Annotated in this window: 16 protein-coding genes and 1 tRNA gene; 6 read left to right on the forward strand and 11 right to left on the reverse strand. The window is 43.4% G+C overall.

What is annotated here, in order from left to right; all coding sequences use genetic code 11:
* Positions 1–11: 11 nt before the first annotated feature.
* The 6 genes from DSOL_RS01920 to DSOL_RS01945 form a co-directional block, all read right to left on the reverse strand.
* Positions 12–8,603: a GH36-type glycosyl hydrolase domain-containing protein gene (locus tag DSOL_RS01920; RefSeq protein ID WP_075363198.1), complete on the reverse strand. Its 8,592-nt coding sequence runs from the start codon at positions 8,601–8,603 to the stop codon at positions 12–14.
* A gap of 115 nt (positions 8,604–8,718) precedes the next feature.
* On the reverse strand, positions 8,719–11,127 hold the full coding sequence (locus tag DSOL_RS01925) for a DNA translocase FtsK (RefSeq protein ID WP_427854368.1): 2,409 nt from the start codon (positions 11,125–11,127) through the stop codon (positions 8,719–8,721).
* Between the two features lie 192 nt (positions 11,128–11,319).
* On the reverse strand, positions 11,320–12,279 hold the full coding sequence (locus DSOL_RS01930; RefSeq protein WP_083642277.1) for a metal-dependent hydrolase: 960 nt from the start codon (positions 12,277–12,279) through the stop codon (positions 11,320–11,322).
* A gap of 218 nt (positions 12,280–12,497) precedes the next feature.
* On the reverse strand, positions 12,498–13,388 hold the full coding sequence (locus DSOL_RS01935) for a BON domain-containing protein (protein ID WP_075363200.1): 891 nt from the start codon (positions 13,386–13,388) through the stop codon (positions 12,498–12,500).
* Positions 13,389–13,442: 54 nt separating this feature from the next.
* Entirely contained in the window at positions 13,443–14,495 is a 1,053-nt protein-coding gene (locus DSOL_RS01940) for a potassium channel family protein (RefSeq protein ID WP_075363201.1), read from the reverse strand.
* Between the two features lie 53 nt (positions 14,496–14,548).
* A complete protein-coding gene (locus DSOL_RS01945; protein WP_075363202.1) occupies positions 14,549–15,376 on the reverse strand; it encodes a PHP domain-containing protein in 828 nt (275 codons plus the stop codon).
* A 160-nt stretch (positions 15,377–15,536) separates the two neighbouring features.
* On the opposite strand from DSOL_RS01945, the gene DSOL_RS01950 reads away from it, so the two are divergent.
* A tRNA-Trp gene (locus DSOL_RS01950) sits at positions 15,537–15,610 on the forward strand.
* Between the two features lie 142 nt (positions 15,611–15,752).
* Here DSOL_RS01950 and DSOL_RS01955 read toward each other — a convergent pair.
* The 3 genes from DSOL_RS01955 to DSOL_RS01965 form a co-directional block, all read right to left on the reverse strand.
* The gene (locus tag DSOL_RS01955; RefSeq protein ID WP_075363203.1) at positions 15,753–17,171 is read right to left on the reverse strand and encodes a glucose-6-phosphate isomerase; all 1,419 of its coding nucleotides are present in this window, start codon (positions 17,169–17,171) and stop codon (positions 15,753–15,755) included.
* A 47-nt stretch (positions 17,172–17,218) separates the two neighbouring features.
* Positions 17,219–18,190, reverse strand: coding sequence for a 6-phosphofructokinase (pfkA, locus tag DSOL_RS01960; RefSeq protein WP_075363204.1), 972 nt, complete (start codon positions 18,188–18,190; stop codon positions 17,219–17,221).
* A 110-nt stretch (positions 18,191–18,300) separates the two neighbouring features.
* A complete protein-coding gene (locus DSOL_RS01965; protein ID WP_075363205.1) occupies positions 18,301–19,269 on the reverse strand; it encodes a DnaA ATPase domain-containing protein in 969 nt (322 codons plus the stop codon).
* Positions 19,270–19,414: 145 nt separating this feature from the next.
* Between DSOL_RS01965 and DSOL_RS01970 the strand changes: the two genes are divergently transcribed.
* Positions 19,415–20,311 carry an amidohydrolase family protein gene (locus DSOL_RS01970; RefSeq protein ID WP_170871418.1) on the forward strand — a complete coding sequence of 299 codons (897 nt, stop codon included), beginning with the start codon at positions 19,415–19,417 and terminating at the stop codon, positions 20,309–20,311.
* Here DSOL_RS01970 and DSOL_RS01975 read toward each other — a convergent pair.
* On the reverse strand, positions 20,273–21,175 hold the full coding sequence (locus tag DSOL_RS01975; RefSeq protein ID WP_075363206.1) for a selenium metabolism-associated LysR family transcriptional regulator: 903 nt from the start codon (positions 21,173–21,175) through the stop codon (positions 20,273–20,275). The genes DSOL_RS01970 and DSOL_RS01975 overlap by 39 nt on opposite strands.
* Positions 21,176–21,301: 126 nt before the next feature.
* Positions 21,302–21,820, reverse strand: coding sequence for a peptidylprolyl isomerase (locus tag DSOL_RS01980; protein ID WP_083642279.1), 519 nt, complete (start codon positions 21,818–21,820; stop codon positions 21,302–21,304).
* A 184-nt stretch (positions 21,821–22,004) separates the two neighbouring features.
* Between DSOL_RS01980 and DSOL_RS01985 the strand changes: the two genes are divergently transcribed.
* Genes DSOL_RS01985 through DSOL_RS02000 form a run of 4 tightly spaced genes read left to right on the forward strand, consistent with a single transcriptional unit; the run spans position 22,005 to position 25,046 of the window.
* Complete coding sequence (locus DSOL_RS01985; RefSeq protein WP_075363207.1) at positions 22,005–22,910, forward strand: metal ABC transporter substrate-binding protein; 906 nt, start codon at positions 22,005–22,007, stop codon at positions 22,908–22,910.
* Positions 22,911–22,933: 23 nt separating this feature from the next.
* Complete coding sequence (locus DSOL_RS01990) at positions 22,934–23,737, forward strand: metal ABC transporter ATP-binding protein (protein WP_075363208.1); 804 nt, start codon at positions 22,934–22,936, stop codon at positions 23,735–23,737.
* The gene (locus tag DSOL_RS01995) at positions 23,722–24,573 is read left to right on the forward strand and encodes a metal ABC transporter permease (RefSeq protein ID WP_075363209.1); all 852 of its coding nucleotides are present in this window, start codon (positions 23,722–23,724) and stop codon (positions 24,571–24,573) included. The genes DSOL_RS01990 and DSOL_RS01995 overlap by 16 nt, the downstream gene beginning before the upstream one ends.
* Positions 24,574–24,611: 38 nt before the next feature.
* Positions 24,612–25,046 (forward strand): Fur family transcriptional regulator, encoded by a 435-nt coding sequence (locus DSOL_RS02000; RefSeq protein WP_075363210.1) that lies wholly within the window; start codon positions 24,612–24,614, stop codon positions 25,044–25,046.
* Positions 25,047–25,048 lie beyond the last annotated feature (2 nt).

A 25,048-nucleotide genomic window follows, 5' to 3' on the forward strand; every position in this document is an offset into this window, starting at 1 on the left:
GGTAGGAACCTTTAAAGTTTTAGATTAATCGTATGAACTTGACCGTCATCTTCTAACAAAATAACAGGTTCCAGTAAAACTTTTCCATCTAAGGTTACTTTCTCGCACCCGGTCATCCTGCCCATTGGATTCTCGACGACAATCACGTATTGCGTTGTCTGATAAAGATAAGTTAAGCGATAACCCGTCCAACGGCTTGGTATACAAGGTTTCAAGACTAATTTATCCCCTTGACGTTTAAAACCTAAAATCCCCTCAAGCCCTGCCTGATACATCCACCCGGCTGCTCCAGTATACCACGTCCATCCTCCCCGGCCCACATGGGGGTGTGTGGCATAAACATCAGCCGCCATAACATAGGGTTCCACTTTATAGCGATTCACTTCGTGTTCTGTCCGGGCATGATGAATGGGACTTAACATCTGAAACAGCTCCGCCGCCTTGTCCCCTTCTCCTAAACTTGTGTAAGCCAAAATTGCCCAAGCTGCCCCGTGAGTATACTGTCCGCCGTTTTCACGAACCCCGGGAACATACCCTTTTATATATCCGGGATCTGGCAAAAATTTATCAAAGGGCGGGGTCAATAAAAGGAGAACACCGTCTTCCTTGCGCCACAAATAGTGTTCTAAGGCCAACATAGCATCTTTAGCCCGAGAAGATTTGGCTGCCCCTGAGAGCACAGACCAAGACTGGGCGATGGCATCGATTTGACATTCTGGATTTTGAGAAGACCCTAACGGTGTCCCGTCATCGAAATATGCACGCCTATACCAACCACCATCCCATCCATGGAGCTCAATATTTTGCTGTAATTCTTCAGCAATACGACGATAGCGGACGCCTCTCTCAAGATCTTGACGAGCATCACATACCTTGGCAAAACGCTTTAAAGTTAGATATAAAAACCACCCCAGCCACACACTTTCTCCTTTTCCCCTAGGTCCGATGCGACTAAATCCATCGTTCCAGTCTCCCGAGCCGATAAGTGGTAACCCGTGTTCACCAAAACGCAGTCCTCTCTCAATGGCACGGATACAGTGTTCATACACACTACCCTGCTCATGAGAAATACTCGGAATTGAATATCGTTCGTCTTCATCTTCTTTAAGGGGCTCATCCTCAAGGAAAATCATTGACTCACCCAAAACACCCTCGTCCCCTGTGCGTTCAATATAATGAGCCGTTACGAAGGGCAACCATAACAAATCATCAGAGAATTTGGTTCGAATCCCTTTTCCTTTACCAGCGTGCCACCAATGCTGCACATCCCCTTCTAAAAACTGATGTCCGCAATGTAGAATAATTTGTTCACGAGTGACCTGGGGAGTCGTATAGACAAGGGCCATCACGTCTTGAAGTTGATCCCTAAAACCAAACGCTCCTCCTGACTGATAAAACGCTGAACGGGCCCATAGGCGACAGACAACCGTCTGATAGAGCAGCCAGCGGTTGAGAAGTATATTCATCGAAAGATCAGGCGTGTCAACCTGGATGTTTCCCAGCAATTTATCCCAATACAGCTTAACTTCTTCAAAAACTTCGTTTAACTTTCCGGGCTGACCATAAGCCGATACAATTTGCTCAGCCTCTGCTTGGTTTACTGTTTCGCCGAGTAAGAAAGTAAGGGTCTTCATCTCACCGGGAGATACGGAAACTATGAGTTGCAATGCAGAACAAGGATCAAGCCCTGCCCCAATTGTTCCTGAAAAATGGTCCAGTTTTAACCCCATGGGATCTTCCAAACTTCCGTTCCTTCCAATAAATTCAGAACGATCCCCAGTATAACTTGTCACCTCTGCACCAAAAGCAGCTAAAAACCCAATCCTCCCAGCAAAATCATCTTGATACGTATTGCGAGCAAAAAAAATGTTTTGTTCTTCATTATATTCTGTCACTAGATACGGAGCTGTCTGCTCGCGTGCCACGCCCATCACCCATTCAACATAATAGACTGCACTTAAACGTTGAACATGATTCGTCGTGTTGGTAATCATTAATTCTACAACCTTGACCGACTCCTTTACGGGTACAAAGAGACGCAAAGTTTGCTTAAGTCCATGACTACAATGTTCAAACGTCGAATACCCTTGGCCATGACGGATAGTGTATAAACCCTTTTCGCGTTTAGGACTAACCGTGACAGACCATGCTTCACCAGTTTTTTCATCACGTAAGAAAAGAGCTTCCCCTGTAGGATCGATAATTGGATCATTTGACCATGGGGTAAGCTTGTTCTCCCTACTATTAAGAGACCAAGTATAACCAGCACCCACTTCAGACACTTGAAAACCGAACTTGGAATTGGCTATTACGTTAATCCAGGGTAGGGGAGTATTCATGCCTTCCTGCAGTTGGATGATATATTCGGTGCCATCTTCGCTAAATCCACCGTATCCATTAGCAAACAACAGCTGACCAATTGCTGGATCTGACGCCTCTGAACGAAACTCACTGATTTTTTCCTGAACAATTTGGCTGGGTCGGTCTTGGGCCTTTTCTTGGCTATCTGTCTCATAACGCTCAACATCTGCGAAAATGACCTTTCCTTTTTTGCGAACTTGAACGGAACACGATCCTCCTTCTCCACTAAACGTTATCCGAGCCACGGCACAGAGAAGTGTGACATCCTCCGGATGAACATGGCCTTTTTGAAGCAGAAAGACACCACCAGATTGATTCAATAGATCGCGAGCATGCCCCATTGATATGAAATCACGGAGAGTATCCTGGAAAGCCTGAACATAGCCGCTCTCATCTTCATTGAGTATGATTAGATCAGCATACAACCCTTTTAGCCTCCAGTATTCATGGATCGTTAAGAGTCTTCGCACCAAATCCAAATTTTCCGCATCTTTCACTCGAACAAGGACGATTGGAAGATCTCCTGAAATTGCATAAGGCCAGAGAGAAGACTGCCCTTTGCGATTATGCTTAATACATTCCTCTACATCTCTTCGGCAAGGACTAAGAAAAAGCAAATGGCCTCCAAGACTTAAACTCTCGTTTGCCTGAGCTGCCGTCAAATTCAAATGCCTAAGCTCCATATTACTTTGTGTCCATGCCAGCTCAAAAGCCCTATTGACAGAGAGCGGATCCCGGTATTTTTCCGCCATGCTGATGATCTCTTCACGACTGTCAGCATATCCCATAGAGAAGGAAACCCGAACGGTTTGCCCAGGGTAGATTCTCACCCTCTGTCGCAAGCTCATCATTGGATCCAACACGGCTCCAACGGTATTAGACAAGGGATGATTCGCATCTAAGGCTTGCGGCTTAGCAAGGCTTCTCCCTCGCCCAATAAAACGTGCACGATCTGTCTCATATTGAAGGGATCCCACTTTTTCCCCTTCCGTTGCCACCGTATGCATAAGCCACAACCGAGCCTGATTTTCACTTCGTGGTCTTCGTGACGCCAATAACGACCCATATGCAAATTCAGTTTGAATAAAGAGATTGCCAAACGCTGGATGTGCCAAATCTTCACTTGGCCTGGCCAAAACCACTTCAAAATAACTGGTAACTTCAACTGTTCGGTCATGCTTACTGTGATTTGTTAAGGAAATACGTCGCATCTCTGCTTGGTCTTCAGGAGATACGACAACTTCAGTACGAGTTGTTATGTTGCCATCCTTGCGAGAGAACTCTACTCTGTCCGGTGCAAAAATCACCTTATAGTCCTCGCCAGAATCTCGACATGGTTGATGGGTTGCAGACCATACGTCCCCAGAATTCAAGTTTTGAATATAAAAGTACATACCCCATGCATCCCGCGTTACGTCTTCTCGCCAACGGGAAAGGCTAATCTCTCGAAATCGGCTAAACCCCGCACCAGCATTCGTCATCATGACAGAATACTGTCCATTGGAAATACAGTGTGTGATTGGAATAGAACTCTTTGCCGTGCCCATCAAAATCACCTGATTATTTTCTAGATCGGCAACCTTAGAATTCCGTTCTGTCACAACTTGTTCCCCTTCTGGGTGAGGAATAACAGGGGTAGACATCGGCAGTCGTTCTTGTAACAGAAGCTCTGTTGCTTGGATTAAGGCTTCACTGTGCAAACGATGTTGCATCCGATTGTCGCATAACACATTATTAAGGGCTAATAAACTCATTCCTTGATGATGAGCCATAAAACTCTGGATCAACATGAAGGGGCGTCCAGCAGGAATACGTTCAGGGGTAAAGTCGGCCGCTTCATATAACCCATAACGTCCTCCGAAACCCCTTTGTTCCATTGCAAAAAGATTTAATAATGCCTCACGCGGAGAAACCATTAAGGCCAAGAAACTCGCATAGGGCGCTATGACAAGATCCTGAATTAAACCCCGCTTAAGACCTAAGCCTGGAACTCCGAAGGCCTTATACTGATAATTTAGTTGGGGATCGAAAGCATAAAATCCTGACTCAGATATACCCCAGGGTGCGTTGTGTTCTTGACCATACTTCCTTTGCACCTCCACTACAGAACGATAAGTTTCATCGAGAAGTGTCCCCTCATAATTTCGCATTACCAATAGAGGCATTAAAAATTCGAACATCGTTCCACTCCAAGAGACTAAACTTCGTTTTCCTTTAGTCAAGGTCAAAGAACGCCCTAGCTTGAACCAATGACTGTGGGGCACATCCCCTTTGGCTATGGCAATAAAGCTTGCCTGACGGGCCTCCGAAGCCAGCAAGTCATAATAAGACTTATCCAGCATACTCTCTCCGACACGGTACCCAATAGAAAAGAGTTGACGGGATTCGTCAAAGAGCGGTCTGAACTCTGTAGCCAAGACCATTCCTTCAAGCCGCTGTTGTAACTCCACTGACCTATGAATATTATCCTGAATTTCTTTTAAAGCTCTGCTAATCCCCTCTCTCATCTCGGGAGGTAAACTCCCTTCCTGAAGTACATCTGTATAGCTTTTAGCGAGTTCATTCAAACTGCTTTGAAAGACCTGAGCGTTCAGGAACGTATGAGTTTCTGAGTGTTCAGAATCCATTACCCATGGGTAGACATCTCCCATTTCTTGACGAAAAGATTGAATCATCGTATCCAAACGGCGCGCCCAATACATGTCCTCTTTAGTTAATTCGTGTTTTAGAAACTCATCTGGCCATGATGCCAATAGATTCATCCAGCTCTGTAATGTCCACGTTTCAGCTGAACCAAGTACATGTTCAAGAGCCTGATCAAATTCATTAAGCTCCTCATAAGTATCCTGACCAACCGCTTCAATCAATAAGTTGCAAGTGTCCCTAAGACCACGCGCAAATTGCAGATCAATCAGAGGTTTGTCTAAGATCTCGGCAAGTCCTGATTTTAACGTCATCAAATAAAGCACAAAATTACCGCTATCAACGGTAGACACGTAACGGGGTTCTAAAGGCACCAGACTCTGGGTATCGTACCAATTATACAAATGCCCTTTCCAATGTCCTAGACTATCAAGCGTTTCCAACGTGTGCTCAATTCGCTCATACATCGTTGATAACGAAATGTACCCAAAATCCCGTGCTGACAAATTTGCTAGTAAAGCCAGTCCTATGTTTGTGGGCGACGTCCGATGGGCCACGCCATTAGGTGGATCGATTTGTACATTATCTGGAGGAAGCCAGTGATCCTCGTTGCAGACAAACTCTTCAAAGAACGCCCAAATTTTTCGGGCAAAGCGTCGTAATGCAAGTTGATCTGAAAACGAGAGTGCTTCTTTTTTATGCTGAATGGGCAAACTTACGCGATAAGCAACCCAAAGTGAAGCGACCCACACCATCCCCAACGGAACAAATCGCCCTAACTTCGTTGGAAAAGAAGAGCTAATGGTCAAAACTGCTATCATGACAAAAAGGATCACTGACCACATTGTACTAAGCATCGTTTTCAAACTGACATCTAAGCGTTTCTCGGTATCTGCGGCAGTTTCCCATTCTAATAAATGTCGATGAGAAACAAACTGGCGATAGACGCTTCGCATGATCGCATCGAGCATTATTAAGGCCTGGAACGGTAGGAAAATAAACTGAAGCGCAAACTGAGTAACTAAGGTAGATAGGTCTTGACCAATATCTCCCTGTTCCCCGCCTTCGGCCAAGAGACTATTGATCATATTTAAAGCCATCGGCCAAATCAAACTCACGGAGATTAATCCAACCCATACCAAGGGTTCTCCGGAAAGGACCGTAAACGCTAGAATGAGAAGGAGTAACTGGGCGGGAGCTTCTAAACTTCTTCTTAAGTTATCAAAGATCTTCCACCGTGAAACAAAAGGAATAGGCTTAAATAACCAAGGTAAAAGCTGCCAATCTCCCCGGACCCAGCGGTGTTGTCTGCGCATATAAGCGAGGTAACTGGCAGGATAACCATCGACCAACTCTACATCCGTTACGAGTCCAGCTCTGGCGTATAATCCCTCGATCAAATCATGGCTGAGAATGGTGTTTTCAGGAAAGGCGTTATGGGTTACCTGATGAAAGACATTGACATCGTAAATCCCCTTACCAGTAAAAATTCCTTCGCCAAACAAATCTTGATAAACGTCGGATACTGCCGTTGTATACGGATCAACTCCAACTCTACCAGAAAAAATTCGGGCAAATTTGGTCGCTCCAGCGCTCAAAATTGAGACTCCAACGCGCGGTTGAAGGATCCCGTAGCCCTGCACCACCCTCCCTCCATCCTCACTCAAGCGTGGCGCATGGAGAGGGTGAGCAAGTGTTCCGATTAGCTTTCTGGCCGTACCCTGTGGCAGCTGGGTGTCTGCATCAAGTGTTATGACATAACGAAAGGTTGGAAGAATGGATAAATCGCCAATTTGAACATCATAGCTTGTCGCCCCATCCTGACGTAAGAGACAGTTAAACTCTGCAAGTTTTCCCCGCTTTCTCTCCCATCCCATCCAGACGCCTTCAGGAGCATTATAAATTCGTCTGCGATTAAAGAAATAAAACCTACTTTGGCCATACTTGTGGTTGAGACTCTCGATCGCAGCGCTTGCCGCTGTAATAATCTCCTCATCGCCTTCAACAACTTCTGAAGAGGCATCAGCAAAATCACCCAATAATGCAAAATGCAAATTTTTATCTCGATTGGCAAGATGATATACTTCAATTTGCCCGACAAGTTCCTTAACCCTGTCCACACTCGTTAAAAGAGTGGGCACTGCAACCATCGTCCGTAATTCTTCCGGAATCCCTTCCCTCAACTCTAATTTAGGTAGAAAAGTTGGGTAGAAAACTTTCGATACCACCCAATTAACAAAGGGAATTATCAAACTACTTGCCCAAACGATTAGACCAAAAAATAAAACAATATGGATTAACGAAAGTGAATTCGCTTTAAGAACATACGCTAAAATCAAAAAACATAGACTTCCTGTTCCGATGAGCAAACTACCAAAATAATAGAATACTGGCTTTTCACGTATGGAGCGATGAATCCTATACGCCATGTTCCGAGATGGGGCAAAATCTTGTTTCATTTCTCGTTCAAGTGAATCTCGTCCTGCCCCAATCAAATCATAACCCACATGAGACGATACTGACTCCCCATTTTCATGTGCCTTTTCTGCTCTCGATAACACTTTTCGAGCTACGACTAACTCTGAAACTTTAAAATATCTAGCGATCTTTTCCACCTGATGACGATAAGCGTCTCGTGATTCAAAGTCCATTTCGAGATAGACACGATTTGGATCCTTATTAAATAAACGTTCAACTAAACTTACTTCCTCAAAAAAACGGGGCCAATCCTCAGCTTTGATGAAATGAATGCTTAAAATAGCATGACCCATAGACACTTGATACATAGATTGGTGTTGGCGCTCAAGTTTGGCTAATTCTTCGATCGTTGTGTCTTGTTTTGCGACAACACGGTCGACCCAGTGTAAAAGAGGTGCAACGTCTGCTCCAAGGTCACGAAGGCGTTTGAGGATCTGTTCCGCATAAGCAGAGGAATATTCTCCTTGAGAAGTGAGTGTCTTTAGAATATCTTCCCATTTTTCTGGCCCATACTCTGATTTTAACAAGGGTAAGACCCAATTATCGGCCGCTTCTCTTTCGGCTTGGGTAAACAAAATTTGTTCTGCTATCCTTCGTATGTTTTCCAAAAGGATAATCCGCAACATGATTGGGATCGCCCATAGTTCCCCACTCGACAAGGGCACTTGTACCTGATAAGCATTAATAAACGCTTTGAGAGTATCGCTTTGCAATTGACTATCCGTATGTTCGATGAGTTCAACTAATAACCCGTAAATCCTTGGGTATCCTTGAAAATCTCCATTAGAGTTTCGTGGTAATTGACGTTCAAATTTTAGAGGAAGACTTTTTTCAATCTCCTCTCTTAAATCTTTGAGACTATAAAAATTGTCTAATAACCATTCCGTAGCTGGGACAATATCTTGAGTTCGTGTTGCATAGTCTGTTATTTCACGGTAAGCCTGCTTTAAGAACTTCATATTTTGCTTTACTCTTGGTAATAAGGTTCTCATTGGGTAGCTAGTTCCTTGGTTGGCATTAAATCGAGCAATTTCTTCAGCATGATTAAGCAAATCTTCCCCATTCAAGACAATATCTTTATATGGTTTATCCTTCGTTATTGACCGTGTGTAAAACTTCATTCTTCGTCTCCGTCTATTTTTTTACATCCATTTAAGCATTATTCCCATTTCCCCCCACTTCATTCATCATAAAGAAACACCCTAGCCATTCATCTTGGCTAGGGTGTTTCAAAGTTCATCCAAAACGTTCATTAAATTCATCTAAGGTTAAGAGCACTTGCCGTGGCTTACTCCCTTCATATGCTCCAACAACCCCTTGTTCTTCAAGCATATCCATTAAGCGTGCCGCTCGGGCATATCCTAACTTTAACCGCCGTTGCAGGAAGGATACCGAGGCCATCCCCGTCCTAATAAAAAGTTGTCCTGCTTCAATAAACAAGGCGTCATCCGGTCCGTTACTTTCTTCGTTTTTAAGAGTTGTTTCGGCAAAAAGCCTCTCTGGATCAAGATACTCCGGTTTACCCAGTTGTTTCCAATGCGTAATGACCCGTTGTACTTCTTCATCCGTAACCAAACAACCTTGTACACGCAGTGCTTTATTCACGCCCAAGGGGGAATAAAGCATGTCTCCACGTCCAAGGAGTTTTTCTGCGCCTGTTGCATCGAGAATGGTGCGGGAGTCGATTTGAGACGAAACTGCGAAAGAAATTCGACTGGGTATGTTCGCCTTGATTACTCCAGTAATCACATCAACCGACGGGCGTTGCGTAGCAATCACCAAGTGAATCCCCGCAGCCCGAGCCATTTGGGCTAAGCGACATATGGCTTCTTCCACTTCCCCAGCTGCAACCATCATCAGGTCGGCCAGCTCATCAATGATCACGACAATGAAGGACAAGGCTGGTGTCATTCTCGCTGTTTCATCGGCTTTCAATTTATTATAACGCTCGATATCTCGAACCCCTGCAGCAGCAAAGAGTTCATACCGATTTTCCATTTCTTTGACGATCCATTTCAGAGCACTCGCTGCTTTCTTCGGGTCGACCACAACCGGAGCCAATAAGTGCGGGATGCCGTTATACTGATTGAGTTCCACCATCTTAGGATCGACAAGAAGAAACTTCACTTCATCTGGAGTCGCATTATAAAGAATAGAATTAATAATCGTCGTAATGCAGACACTTTTTCCCGACCCAGTAGCCCCTGCCACAAGAAGATGGGGCATTCTTATCAAATCCGCAATGATGGGTTGATCCGCAATATCTTTCCCCAAGGCAACCTTGAGCTTGGAAGGGTATTGTCCGAAGCTAGCTGTTTCGAGCACTTCGCGAAATGGTACAGATCGTGCCTGCTTATTCGGAACTTCAATCCCGATGGCTGCTTTTCCAGGAATCGGAGCTTCAATACGCACATCCCGAGCAGCAAGTCCTAGTGCAATATCATCCGATAGATTAACAATCTTGCTAATCTTAACTCCTGGAGCTGGGGCTAGCTCATATCGGGTAATGACTGGGCCTCTAGTTACGCGAATGACTTTGGCTTTTACTCCAAAATCCAGCAGCACTTTCTCCAGCAATTTTGACGTTTCCGTATCCTGAATAATGACTCGTTGTGGCATTGGATCCAATAAATTATAATCAGGAACCTTCCAATGATCTACTTTTTCAACGACAAGTTTAACCAACGGAGCCACTTGACCCGCATAATTTAAGGGTAACTCTGAGGCAGCAGCCATAGGAGCTACAAACTCGTGCTTAGTGTGATATGTGCACTCCGTATTCAACAGCTCATCCAAGGATTCAACTTTGGTTTCCTGACCACTTTCCTCTATCCTACCTGTTACGATTTCTGGCAATACTATAGATTTCTTCTCTGTTTCAAGCTCACTGATTGAAACAGAACTCTCAATGGCTAGAGCGATCTTCTCGACTTCATCGATTGTTCGACTACCAGCCCCCAAATCTCCTATAACATCCAGCGTTTCCAAGTCTTGAGGTATTTTGTCTTCCTTAAATTGGGCCAAGAACTCTTCTTGATCCTTTTGAGACTCGAAAATCGGAGAAAATATTGGCTTTCTAATAGGGATTTCAGGTATTACTGGTATATCCTTTGGAATATTGCTCCCTTGCCAAGAGCTCCCTCGGTCAAGTCCTTCCTCATGGTCTACTCCCTCGAAATAATCTTCAAGTCCGTTTAAAGTCGTCATTTTGCGGGGAGTCTTAGGAAAAATCGACTGACCAGTCCCAAAATATGAAGGAAAATCTCTCCCGACTTCCTCCATTTCTTCTGCCATTTGGTTATCTGCATCCTTCATTTCCACCCATTCGGGAGAAGAGAAATAGCGGTTAAATCCCTGTAAATTCACAAGTTTCCCAGGTGGTAGAGATATACCATGAGAGTCAAAGTCAGTTTTAAATTCTGATTCTCTCAATTGGTCAGAATTCTGTTGATTTGACTTCATCTTGCGGCGATTTCCAGACACCTTTGAGAGTCGCGCTGATGAAAATAATGCTGATCGTTTGGACGCTGATGTCGATGAATAAATCCAAAGAAGGAAAGCTATTACCAAACAAAAAATTAGCCCTAACCAGGCCAAACTTCTTCCCATAACCGCAGTAAACAAGGTATAGACCCGCTTTCCCATAAAAAACCCCAAACCACCTAATAGCCCTATCATAGAAAACAATAATAAAACTATGCTGAATAACTTAAGCCAAAGAGAGCCTGGATCTTTTTTCCTTTTTGACAAACCTTTCACCTCTCACTTCATATCCATTATGGTAGATGAGCTAGGAGAATGTCAAAAGGTTTTTTTTGAATCCAAGGAATTTGAATTTTAGTAGCTCAACAACACGCCTGCTTGATTTGGTAAAGGGTGAAATATTTCCTGAGATATTTCTCCATTTTCATTTAAAAACACGTTGCCGGTGTAGAGGAAATCTCCTTTTGTCCAATATCGCAGGTCTAAAAATTCAACGATACATTCTTCAGCATCAGATGAGTGGGCAATCACATGATAGTAAGGCGTGAATTGACTAAATATCTCAGCTAAATTTCCTTCTAGGGCATTGGAAACAGAAGGGTTATTTCTATCGATTTTTGGTAAAACGCGACAGATCGTCGGTGTTTGATTACGAATAATGCCAAAACGCACAAGTCCCCCTTGGTAGAGGATAAAGTTCCACGCAAAAGGATGATACATAGCTGGGAGCACTTTGACTTGATCCCTTTCCCCTAAATGATAGATTTCTTTTAAACGTTCTCTTGTTTTTATTCTCCCTAGGTGACGGTATCCAAGGTATAAGGCACTGATTAGTAAAGCACTCAGCGATGATGCTTGCGCTAAGTTCGGAGTTCTCAGCGAAAGCATAAAAGACACTAAGAATGAGCTTAAAACGACGGGGTCAGTAAGCATAATCATATCTACAGTAATTTTCTTACGTGAAAAAGGCCATAAAAGCTCTGCTCCAAACGAATTTAAAATGTCCATTATGCCATGAGACATTGTACCAATCAGAGTCCAAAAGAAAACGGTCGTCCATGTGGTCGTTGGAAAGACAGCATAAAGTGCAGTACTCAGTCCAATAGCCATACCGGATAGAGCAATCAAAGAATGGCTGGCTCCCCGATGTTTTAATAAATAATTAAAGCGACCTTTGACATGAGCTATGATATCTAGATCAGGGAGCATTGCACCTAATGTGCAGCCCAAAAATACAGGATCATTCAGTTGCATAGTATGACCCGAGAGGGTACTTAAAGCAATTCCGATTAAGCCATGGGTTATCGGATCCATTTTTCGACCCACCTCCATTAACTATGAAATGAATTGTTAGCGTTAAACAATTCTCATTATACCATAAAGCTATAAGAAGAAACTAATGTCTTTTTATGTCCACACTTTCCAATTTTAGTTATCCAATATCTTTCTATATTGCTGTCATTAGTGTATAAAAGCAAAACCTGCAGTATGGAACTGTAGGTTTTTGGCTTTTATACTTAGGAGATTAACGTTTACCCTTTGCTGGAATGTGCAGCTACTTTTATAGAATTATTGACATCGTGAATCTCCGGGATATATTGAATCATTTTTTCAGCAAATTCACGATCTTCTTCTGAATACACTTCACCTGTCAGAAAAGCAATTCCATCTTGAACAAAAGCACGAATTTGTCCAGAATTTAAACGATGTTGGCCAAGTTTAGCGACTAACTGTTCCGTTAACCACAAATCGTCTCCTTGTGAGCGGTGACGGGTAAATACTTCGCTGACCACCGCTTTTACACCTGGTACCTGATAAGCTGTTTCTACAGCCCATTCCATTGTTTCCTGGTTGTCAACCAGTCCAGTTAGGGTAATCAGGCCATTTCGAGCCTCCGTTTTAATCTCGTGAGCATTAACCCACGGGGATGCGACCAATGCGTTTTCCACACGATTGACTAACGTTGCGTCATCCACAGCCTTTTCCAAAAACTGAATCTCACTTCGAATTTCTTTAACTCCACGGACTTGGGATGCTAAGCGTTTCGCTAACCGTTCCGTATTTTGAGTCTCAACGTGCCCAAGTAATGTTGCAATTCCACGGCTTACTCGACAACCCAAGTGCGTAATATCCTCGTAGTTAGACCCCTGAAAACGTTCATTAATACCTTGTTCAACGTCTTTATCCTTAATATTCCCGTCATTAGCCACTGTTAAGGAATTATCCAATTCTCGAACCCCGTCAATTCGACCTACCCGACTACCGAAGAAATCCTTTTCTACCAGACTGTCAACCGTTCCCCAAAGTATGGCTTTGTCCCCTTTAACCTCCACATGAAGTCCTTGGCCACTTTCCCCGAAATGTGTATGAATAAGGTTCTTGATATCCCGGAGGACATCTTGTTCGGAACGTGAATTATGCATAAATCTCCCTCCACAATGAAAAACTGTAATAATTTTCTCACTCTAGAGGGTATTTTATCCCAACACTTCTTCTTTTAATCCCGAGGAATTAGTTTTATCTGCGATCGAAAATTTTGTTATGTTAGCTGCAACCTGTTCCAAGCGATGTAATTGTTCTCTGAGCCCTAAAACGATTAAGAGATCTCCCTGCCAAATCTCTTCTTCTGCACCCGGATTACTAATAACCTGGTTATTGCGCAAAATGGCAAGAATCATTGCACCAGTCTGCTGTTTAATACCGCTCGTTGACAACGTCTTTCCAACTAGGCAGGATCCATCATCGACCCTCAGTTCGACCATTTCCATCTCAATATTGTGATCATGAATCACGGTCTCTAGATACTCCACACTAATCGGTTTCAAAATGGACATTGCCATTCTCCATCCTCCGAGAACAGCAGGAGAGATAACTTTGTCCGCACCAGCGCGTAATAACTTTTTCTCAGACTCCAGCTTATCCATCCGAGCAACCACTTGAATGCCTGGATTAAGCCCTTTAGCTGTTAATGTTACAAACACATTTAAGGAATCCTCCGGCAAAGCAGTGATAAGCCCTTTAGCTTTATCTATACCAGCTTTTTTAAGCGTTTCATCTTGTGTCGCATCACTGTGAATAACTAAGAACCCCTCTTCAATCAATTCAGTTATGAGGTCTTCCTGTTGCTCAATTACAACAAATGTCGCTCCTTCTTTGCGAAGCCGATTAAGAACTTGTCTGCCTACACGTCCTGCTCCGCAAACTATAATATGTTCTTTAAGTTGCTCAATCTTTTTATTCATCTTTCTTCTCCCATATACACCGGCCAACTGACCCTCGACCAGAAAAGCCATCATAAGTCCAGCAAAATAGAGCATTACCCCGACTCCGCCCATCATTAAAAAGACAAGGAACGTATGCCCAGCTTCAGTGTGTACTTCAATATCCCCATAACCCACTGTCGTAATCGTTTGCACAGTTAGATAAAAGGCTTGCGCGAAACTGAAGTGTTCTGTTAGCATTATGCCAGCTGTACCAAGAATCAGGGTTACGAGTAAGGCCAAAAAGGCAAGACCCATACGTTTGTCCAAGAAATCAGCCCTTTCGCTCAGGTGTGGTTTTTGAAATAAATTAATTCAAGTATTTAAGTATCTATATATTTCTGCAACTTACGAACCCCTTCAAGCGGAACGTCCATTTGACCCAGTTGTATCGGTCCAAAAGGCCCATGAAAGTCGCTACCTCCAGTGGCCAAAATCGCGAATTTGTCTGCGATTTCCGAGTAGTAGGAAATTAGCGTTGTTTGTCGTTCCCAATAACCATAGTACACTTCAAGCCCAATCGGTCGATAAGCCAATAAATCAAAAACCATCTTCGGATCATATTGAAGACCTGGATGGGCTACAACCGGAAGCCCGCCGCAAGCAAAAATTAGATCCACTGCGTCTTGAAACGTATGTTTTAGATAGGGTAAATACGCAACCCCGCCTGGCCGAAAATAAGCTGCAATGTCTCGCCAGCTTTTCTGACTGTACCCACTGTTCTGATGATAGATGGCCCTCATAATATGTCCCTTACTAACTGCTCCTTGAGCACCAACTTCCCGCTTGACATCTTGCCAGTCCAAAGAAAGACCCCCATTCTTTAGACATTCAACCATTTCAAAGGCCAAAGCGGTCCTCTGTTCGCGTAGTTCTCTCAAACGAGCTTGTAAGACAGGGTTATTAACATCCTTGAAATACCCTAGGAGATGAACCTCCTGACCTTGAAAACTGGTAAGTAACTCCACACCCGGAATAATTTTAATATTTAAAGGTTTCGCGAGACTTTCAGCCTCAACTATTCCTTGAGTACTCTCATGATCAGTAATCGCTAAAATTCGCACGTTTCTGGCATGGGCAAGGTTTACAACCTCCTCAACCGAAAGCGAACCATCCGATTCTTGAGTATGAACATGTAGATCAACTCTCAAGAACACCCCCCCCATCTACTTTTATAACACGAGTATTCTGGCTTTTCCTCGAAAATCCTGCAAACATCTTTCTATATCCCATTTTTCTAACTTCCTTAAAAAATATCCATTGACACATTTTATTTTTTCAGATATAATTTAATTCGTTGCTGAAATTCTTAGGGGATTAGTTTAATGGTAGAACAGCGGTCTCCAAAACCGCTGATGCGGGTTCGACTCCTGCATCCCCTGCCAGCTTTAACTTTATTATTTTTCCCATTTTGGTGTCTGGACAGATTTAATAAATTATACATGAGAAAGCGTGCGTGAATTAATTCACGCTTTTTTTGCTTTCTAACTCTAATTCTCAAGTCAGCCGCTTGCCTGTCCTAGGATCTTATCCATTTAAACTATACCGTGTTTTTCCATATTCCTCGATTTCATGTTTCTTCGCTTCGTAGCCATTACGTCCCATTAAGGCGTAAGTTCCATTTTTTCCTTCTTCAACTCCCGGTTGATCGAAAGCATTAATGTTCAATAACTCACCCATGTAGGCCGTCTCCCACTCCAGCAAAAGGAGTAATTGTCCTACACTATACGCATCCAAACGGGGAAGTAGAATTTTCTGATGTTGCCGCCCAGCAAGGGTAAGGGCGTATTCAGTTGCTTTTTGTTCCGCCCATAACAACTCGTCTAAGGTCTTTCCACCTAAAAATCGAATGTCCTCGGGCAATTTCATATCTATTGGTATCTCTTGGGTTTCCTTAAACTTCTCAACAACTACAAATGTGATGACCTTATCATCAGGACCCTCCGCATATAACTGAACTTGGGAATGTTGATCCGTTACTCCTAGAGCTTTAACGGGTGTCTGTCCAACATGAACCACTCGCCCCTGTCGATCGTAACGTTTCCCTAAACTTTCCGCCCACAACTGGGCATACCAATCTGCCATTGTTTTTAAACCGTCGGCATAGGGCATGAACACGGAGATGTTCTTACCTTTTTGCCACGACAAAAGTGCCAATGCTGCTCGTAATTGGGCCGGGTTGGAGAAGACACCCTGTGTCTCTCTAATCCATTGATCCATTTCTAATGCACCTTCAAGAAGCCGATGAACGTCAATCCCGCATATGGCAGCCGCCAGCAATCCTACAGGGGTCAGTTCTGAGAAGCGCCCACCAATTCCTGCAGGAATTACAAACCTCTGATATCCTTCAGTGAGTGCAATTGGCAGGAGATTTCCTTTTTCTTTATCTGTGGTCACAACAATATGTTCTGCATAACTATCTCCGCATACCCGACGTAAGGTGTCTCGAACAATTAAAAACTGAGCCATTGTTTCAGAGGTGTTGCCCGATTTTGAAATTACATTAAATAGCGTTTTGCTTGGATCAAGCATCTGCAACAACTCACTAAACCGCACTGGATCTATATTGTCCATGACATAAAAGCGGGGGCGATGACCACGCTTCTCAGGAGGAAGTTCATTATAATAGTAATGATTTAGTGCTTGGTGAACAGCCAGAGGTCCGAGCGCAGATCCACCAATTCCCAAAACCACGAAGTTATCGAATTTAGAAGAGACAGCATTAGCATACTCGCTGATCTCCGAGAGCTGGTTTTTCATGGATACCAGAAGCTTGGAAAAATCAATTTCACCAGCCTTCCAGCGAATTAAGAGAGCAGTTTGAGCTTCATCCAACACTTTCTGAAGGCTCTGCAGTTTCGCCTCTGAAAACCCGTTTTGATTTTGCAAACTTTCCATCATTCCCGTAAAATCGATCGTTATTCTCGCTCGTACTCGGTCTTCCATCACTCAACCTCATCTCTATAATAGATTTATATCTGTTAACTATAACGTTAAATCGAGAGCTCATTCGCCAAATTATAAAGTTCTCTGTTAAAGGGGCGACGTACTCCATAAGCGGCATCGAGAGGGCTAGAGACAACGAGTTGATTGACATAAGCTGTCATCTTATTCGACTCTTTAGCCAAAATGATCTCGATTGCTTTTCCTCCCATGGCCGCACTAATCACAGCGTCCAGAGCACTAGGATTACCACCACGTTGTAAATGTCCTAAAATGGTGATTCGAGTCTCAAACCCAGAACGAGCTCGTAATTCCTCCCCGATTTTATAAGCGCTACCTACACCCTCCGCAACTAAGATAATACTGTGGTTTTTACCACGTTGATGACCACGCTTTAGTTTATCACTGATTTCATCCAAATCGTACGGGATTTCAGGAACCAGTATAGATTCCGCCCCACAGGCTAAGCCGGCTTGAAGAGCTATGTTCCCACAATTTCTTCCCATAACTTCTACAATGAACGTGCGTTCGTGGGAAGATGCTGTATCTCTGATTTTACTCACGGCATCCACGACCGTATTAGTAGCAGTATCGAATCCTATCGTCAAATCGGTCCCAGCAATATCATTGTCGATCGTGCCTGGTATTCCCACAATCTGAACTCCCCGTGCTGCTAAAGTCTGCGCCCCACGAAAAGACCCATCTCCTCCAATTACCACCAAGGCGTCAATTTGCAACTTATGTAACTGCTCAATAGCCTTCTGTTGGCCTTCTTCTGTCCGCATTTCTTCGGAACGTGCCGTCTTCAATATGGTCCCCCCACGAAGCACAATATCTGCAACAGAGCCTATCGTCATTTCTTGGATTTCTCCGTGTATCAGCCCCTCATATCCTCGGCTTATCCCGTAAACCTCCAGTCCATGGTAAATTCCTTTCCTTACCACCGCCCGAAGGGCTGCGTTCATACCTGGAGCATCTCCTCCACTAGTTAGTACCCCAATCCGTTTGATTGTATCTGACAATGGGTCCACCTCTTCTCTTAGTCTTCTTTACCATGTTTCTACTCTCCCAAATCACATTGTTCTTGGGACCGTCATCAGCTTGTCATCGGCTTCTGACCCCTGTCTAGAGCCTATACATTTAAAGCGTTTAATATTACGCAATATTTTTTATATAAATCTTGGTCTTTAACCAGTTTTTCTTGCATTTTTTTATAAGACAATATTATGGTAGGATGTTTACGGTTAAAGTATTTCCCAATCTCAGGAAAGGAGATCTTAGCGAGTGTCCTTATGACGTAGATCGCCAACTGTCTCGCTTCATTGGCCTTGGGCTTGCGCGTGGGTCCCAACAATTCCTCGACGGAAACATCCATGGTTAAAGCCGCTATTCGAATAATATTTATGGGATCAACCACTCTATCTTTTCTTTGATCTTCATGTTCACAATAGGCTTGGAAACACAGAAAGCTTAGTGCATTTTGTTGTGACTCAGCAAAATGAACAAATTGCTCAATGATTTGCACGGCATCTGCTAAATTGTCTTTACGTTCAGAGATAGTCTTCAAGACCAGTTTGTCTACGAATATGTGTTTGAAGTGACAATACTCATCCAGAAAACGCTCCATTTCCTCTACTTGAGGTCGATCAATAGGGATGATCATCCCACTCAAAAAGCGAGAGGCAAGTCGCTCCCCTAGAAATTCGAGCTGTGGTCCATCTCCTTCAAGAGTAATCACCATCTTGCCCCCATTTCCGATGACATATTCGTAGGTATAGTGGAGCTCCTCGATTGTTTTAACTTTCCCCGCAATAAATTGAAGGTCATCGAGCAACAGCAAACGGGTCAAGCGGTATCGTTGTCGAAATATATTCAGCTTATTCTCTTGAGCTGCATAAGCATACTGACGAGCAAACGACAAGGAGTCCGTGAAAATCCCCCCCTCATTCACCCCAGTACTTTGATAGAGATGGCGCAACATGACGGACTTGCCAACTCCTCTTGATCCATAAATCAGGGTCACGCCCGGAGCCTTTTCGATGTCGTAATTTTGGATTAGGCGCCATGCCCGAATATTAAAATCACTTTTAAACCAATTCAAAGGTGCCTCTCCTTTAACTCAACCTAGTCTTCTAAGAGGGTTACCCCAATACAATACCATGATCCCCTCAAAACGTGAAGGAAATACGCTGCGGATGTCGAAATATTCTGATATACTTAACCATTCATCGAAAGGAGCATTATCAATGAGTACCAAGGCAGAGACTAAAACGATATATAATCAGGATAAGCTTACAATCATCGATAAGGACAATGAAGTTAGGGAGTCACTTCAAAAAATCTGTGATGCGCACATTCATCTTTTTCCTGGTCGATTAATGGGGGCTATATTAAACTGGTTTGTTCAACAAGGATGGACAATGCCCTATCAACAACAATCCAATGAGACCCTTTTGAACTATCTGAAAACCATAGGAGTATCGTCGGCTTTTGTTTTAGGGTACGTTCACAAAAAGGATATTTCCGTAGGAATAAATTTATTTCTCAAAAACCTATGCGAGAACTATTCCCAGTTACACCCTTTTGCTGCCCTTCATCAGGATGATCTAGAGCCAGAGAAGATCTTAAGCCAAGCCCTTGATGAATGGGATTTTCCAGGTGTCAAAATCCATACTTTTGTACAAAAAGTTTCCGTTAATGATAAACGTCTGTGGCCTGTGTATCGAATGCTAAGCGAAAGACGAAAGGGACTTATCCTCCATTTGAGCGGGATGCCAGTAGAAAGCCCTTACACACGTGTCGAATTCCTTTTGGATGTACTTAAGTCCTTCCCTGATCTTAAGGTTACAATTGCACATATGGGTCTCCCTAACGATTTCTCTTTGGCTTCAAAATTAGCTGCCTGTTACTCGAATGTTTACCTTGATACTGCCTTCATCTTAGGGAATCCCCGTTTCCCCATGCGCGATGAGTGGCTTAGAGCAATAGACGATAACCCAACTAAGTTTATTTTTGGAACAGACTATCCGGTTATGGACTACTCCCCTCGTGATGCCATTCAAGCCTTAAACCAGCTTCCCCTTTCGAAAGAAGTAAAAACGAACTTATTTTGGGATAATGCCATGAGGTTTCTGAGTAACTAGAAATCGGTAGCATTCATCAGCAATGAGCGTTAGAGGTTTATTCCTACGAGTTAGAAGATAAAACCCCCGTTCTATATAAAGGTCTTTGACGTTCGTCCACACTAACCCTTGTTTCTCACAGAATTCTAAAGCATGTTTTGAGAGAAAGGAATATCCCAGACCAGCACGAACAGCGTTTTTTACTGCTTCTGTACTTCCAACTTCTAACGCAATGTTGAAGTCTTGTAAATCAAGCCCACGTTCCGCGAGCGCCTCCTCGAAGGCTCTCCGATGTCCGGATCCGGTCTCACGAATAATCACTGGATATTCCTTGAGGGTATTGAGGTCAATGTTTTGATTCCAACCTGGGTGGTCGCAAGAGACTACGCACTCGAGTTCATCCTTTAACCAAAATTGAGATGCAAGTTTTTCTGTATCAAAGACTGCTCCTACAACAGCAAAATCCACTTCATGGGCAAGAACTTTTTCCGCCATCTCCAAACTGTCCCCAATGGAGAGTTTAAACATTATTTCCGGATACATCTTCCGGAAAGAGGCTAAGTAAATAGGAAGTAAATACTCGCCGGGAATGTGCGATGCCCCGATATGCACCTTCCCGTTCATTAATCTCTCTGAACCCCCGATTTCTCGCATAAGCTCTGACCATTCTTCAAGTATGTGCTTGGCATGCCGATAGACTACTTCCCCCTCCGAGGTTAGGGCAAATCCCTTTCCCTTGCGATAAAGCAATTTGACCCCGAGTTTTTCTTCAAGTGCCCGCATTTGGTTCGAGACTGCTGGTTGACTAATTCCCAATCGTCGCGCAACCACGGTAAAACTTTGTTCCTCCACAACTTGACCAAATAAACGCATCAAGTCTAACATATCACACCTCCATCTGAAAAATAACCGCCATGGATGGCAAGTTATCACTTCTCAGATACATTTAGAAAAAGAGGGCCAAGCCCTCCTCCCCTAACCCTTGTCAATCTAGAACAATTCAAACGCAAACTAGAGTTGAACTGTAACTTTCTTCATTCTCTGGTCTTCTAGTGGTTTATCTCCGCGATCCCTTTGAACACTGACAATTCGATCAACTTCCTCCATTCCCTCAATTACTTTACCGAAGGAAGCATACTGACCGTCTAAATGGCTTGAAGCTTTAACAACAATATAAAATTGAGAACTTGCCGAATTAGGGGCCGAGGTCCGAGCCATGGATATAATTCCACGATCATGTTTTAAGTCATTTTTAAAGCCGTTCCCCGAGAACTCGCCACGAATCGTTTGTTTGCTGCCACCCATACCTGTCCCATCAGGATCACCGCCTTGAATCATGAATTGAGGTATGACTCTATGGAAGATGAGACCATCATAAAACCCTTGAGAGACGAGCGACACAAAATTCTTAACGGTTTCAGGGGCTACGGATGGGTATAGTTCAAGTTTGATCATGTTGCCATTTTCCATTTCAATAGTTACAATTGGATTTTGCTGAAGTTCTAAGTCCTGTGTACTTTCATTTGTCACCTGAGTGACCTCCTTTATGTTTGGGATTTTATCCTAAGTATTATACCACTTGACGAAGAATTTCCCTAATGTATGGAATGTATTCTATACAAGTTAGCGTAGTTAGTCTACCCATTTGACATTTCCCGTTTACTATACTACACTTTCTTTATTGAAACATTGTATCGATAAGGAGTGTATCTTGATGACCCCTAAACGTTTTCGTCTAGTCAATCTATTGTTGCTTATATCCCTTTTGTTGCTGAATGGTTGCAACTCACCAGCGCCTACTACTTCAGTTCAACAAATGGTCGTGGCAACAAGTATTTCTCCGCTCGCTGATCTTATCCGACAGGTCGGTGGCAATAAAGTCAAGGTGATAAATCTGGTCCCTGCAGGCAGCGATCCGCATGAATACGAACCAAAACCGACTGATGTTCGTGAAGTTGCTTCTTCCAGCCTATTTTTTGCTAATGGAGTTGGAGAAGAATTATATTTGGATAAGGTCATTGCCAATGCAGCCAATCCCAAGTTGCGCACGGTTATTCTTTCAGACGGTCTACCTATTTTGGGCAAAGAACAAGGGAGTCTTGGCAATCCTCACCTCTGGCTTGATGTTCAGAATGCAAAAAACTATGTAGAAAAGATACGTGATGCCCTATCCCAAACTTATCCGGATCAAAAATCTTACTTTTCACAAAATGCTACTTCCTACTTAGCAGAGTTAACACAATTAGACCAATGGATTCAAACGCAAATTTCCACCCTCCCCCCAGCGGATCGCAAAATGGTTGTCTTACACGACGCTTGGGTCTATTATGCCAAACGTTACGGACTTACCTTTGTTCAGCCTTTACTTCATACTGGTGAAGCGGAACCTTCTGCTAAAGACTATGCGGACCTTATTAACCTGGTTCGTCAACAAAAGGTCCGTGCAGTATTTAGTGAAGCCGGGTTTAATCCAAAACTAGCTCAACAACTAGCTACAGAAACCGGCGTTAAATATATTGACTCTTTACATGATGATACTTTAGGGGATACGCCAGACAACAACTCCTACGTCGCGATGATGAAATCCAACACTAACTCCATTGTTTCCGCATTGAAGTGATGAACGAAGAGGTAGGCTAGAACATGACAGAGAATTTCGTAATTGAATTTGATCATTTTTTCCTTAATTACGGTCAACGAAGAGTCTTAAATGATATCCATTTGCGTATCCCAACCGGATCCTGTGTCGGAATTATTGGGCCAAACGGTTCTGGGAAGACTTCGCTGATCCGCAGTATAGTTGGGCTCAACCAAGCGACTCAAGGGTCTGTCCACGTCTTCGGGGAAAGTCCCCACAGAGCTTGGCGGCGTCAGCAGCAAATTGGTTATGTTCCGCAGCTTAAATCCATGGACAAGGACTTTCCCATTTCTGTCTATGAAGTCGTAATGTTGGGACGTGTTGGACGCTTAGGTCCACTACGTTTCCCTAAAAAGGAAGATCATCATATCGTTAAGGAGGCGCTTATTCGCGTTAAAATGATCGATATGGCTGATCGTCCGATCGGTCAGCTTTCTGGTGGGCAACAACAACGTGTCTTTATAGCGCGTGCGCTCGCCCAAGAATCTAAACTCTTATTGCTGGATGAACCAGCAACAGGGCTTGATATCCCTACACAACAAAGCATCTATGAACTTCTCGAACAACTTCACGAGGATGGGATCACCACCTTAACTACCACTCACGATCTCCTAGCCTTGGATTTTCACCATTTTGGTCGTATACTTTGCTTAAATGAACGAGTCATCGCCTTTGGCCCACCGGACAAAGTCCTAACACCCGAAATTCTAACTCAGACATTTTCCGGCCTCCCTTGGCCGCATCGCTTAGTCAAAGAAGATAACGTTGAAGTTATTAAGGAGGATTCTTGTTCATGCACCTGCTCTTAGATCCGCTCCAATATGCCTTTATGCAAAATGCCTTTATTGGTACTGTGGCTATTGGCGTATTATGTGCTGTAATTGGGAGTTTCGTAGTTTTACTGCGACTGGCCTTTATTGGGGAAGGATTAGCTCACGGCTCTCTAGCAGGACTTGCTATCGGATATTTGATGCGCTGGGATCTTTACCTAGCGGCCAATCTCTATACCATCGGGTTGGCTCTTCTCATCGGAATAGTCCATGAAAAGGCCAAAGTCACCTTAGATACGGCCATCGGAATTCTATTTTCTACCTCTATGGCCTTAGGGATTGCTCTAATCAGTAGCATGAAGTTTTATACGACCGATCTTACTGGCTACTTATTTGGCTCAGTCTTAGCTATCACTCCATTCGATCTTAAAATTATTATTGCCGCATCAATACTAATCCTGATTATCTTATTTCTTTTTTACAAAGAATTCGTTTTCTATGCCTTTGACCCTGAAATGGCTGAAGTTGCTGGTTTATCTCGGGCTGGACTTCATTACACTATGCTTATCATGATCGCCATAACCGTCGTTATCGCTTCCCAAACTGTTGGGATTATTCTAGTCACTGCGTTACTTATAATTCCCGCCGCTTCAGCCCAACAGTGGACACGCTCACTTAAACGCCTACTTTTGTTAGCCATTTTCTTTGGGCTAACTAGCGCAGTTATGGGATTATATATTTCATATTATTTTAACATCGCCTCAGGAGCAAGTATTGCCCTGACTGCGGCCACGTTTTTCTTTGTAAGTTTCCTTCTTTCTTCTCATCGTCAGCCCCTGCGTAGAAGTTTTGGTCTTTCTGAGGTAAAAAAATAAAGCGGTTCCAACCGCCCACATACTAGGAGATAGACACTATGAACTATGAAGAGATACTTCAACACATTCATCAACAAGGGTACCGCCTCACTTCGGCCCGTAAACATATTATTCAAGTCCTTTGTAATCACACGGATTACTTGGGAGCATACGATATTCATCATCTATTAGAAAAAAACGGCATCCATGTCGGTATTGTCTCAATTTATCGTGTTTTAGAAATGCTCAATGATTTTGGATTACTCCAAAAGGAAGAGTTCGGCAGCGGAGGGGAACGCTTTCGTCTTATAAGCACGGCCCAACAACATGCCCATCAACTTATATGCACAAAATGCGGTCGGAGTAAAGAGTTGGGCGACTGTCCCATAAGTCATTTTGCCAAAACAATAGAATTACAAAGTGGCTACCGTATTCACAATCACTGGTTACGATTCTTTGGGCTTTGTCCCCTCTGTCAATCTAAAAACGCCTAAGG

The sequence above is a fragment of the Desulfosporosinus metallidurans genome, from assembly GCF_001936615.1.
Classification (GTDB): domain Bacteria; phylum Bacillota; class Desulfitobacteriia; order Desulfitobacteriales; family Desulfitobacteriaceae; genus Desulfosporosinus; species Desulfosporosinus metallidurans.

Excerpts from the sequence above, each read along its gene's own strand:
- DSOL_RS01920 (WP_075363198.1), bottom strand. The coding sequence starts at position 8,603 with ATGAAGTTTTACACACGGTCAATAACGAAGGATAAACCATATAAAGAT.
- DSOL_RS01925 (WP_427854368.1), bottom strand. The coding sequence starts at position 11,127 with ATGGGAAAGCGGGTCTATACCTTGTTTACTGCGGTTATGGGAAGAAGT.
- DSOL_RS01930 (WP_083642277.1), bottom strand. The coding sequence starts at position 12,279 with ATGGATCCGATAACCCATGGCTTAATCGGAATTGCTTTAAGTACCCTC.
- DSOL_RS01935 (WP_075363200.1), bottom strand. The coding sequence starts at position 13,388 with ATGCATAATTCACGTTCCGAACAAGATGTCCTCCGGGATATCAAGAAC.
- DSOL_RS01955 (WP_075363203.1), bottom strand. The coding sequence starts at position 17,171 with ATGGAAGACCGAGTACGAGCGAGAATAACGATCGATTTTACGGGAATG.
- DSOL_RS01970 (WP_170871418.1), top strand. The coding sequence starts at position 19,415 with ATGAGTACCAAGGCAGAGACTAAAACGATATATAATCAGGATAAGCTT.
- DSOL_RS01975 (WP_075363206.1), bottom strand. The coding sequence starts at position 21,175 with ATGTTAGACTTGATGCGTTTATTTGGTCAAGTTGTGGAGGAACAAAGT.
- DSOL_RS01985 (WP_075363207.1), top strand. The coding sequence starts at position 22,005 with ATGACCCCTAAACGTTTTCGTCTAGTCAATCTATTGTTGCTTATATCC.
- DSOL_RS01990 (WP_075363208.1), top strand. The coding sequence starts at position 22,934 with ATGACAGAGAATTTCGTAATTGAATTTGATCATTTTTTCCTTAATTAC.
- DSOL_RS01995 (WP_075363209.1), top strand. The coding sequence starts at position 23,722 with ATGCACCTGCTCTTAGATCCGCTCCAATATGCCTTTATGCAAAATGCC.
- DSOL_RS02000 (WP_075363210.1), top strand. The coding sequence starts at position 24,612 with ATGAACTATGAAGAGATACTTCAACACATTCATCAACAAGGGTACCGC.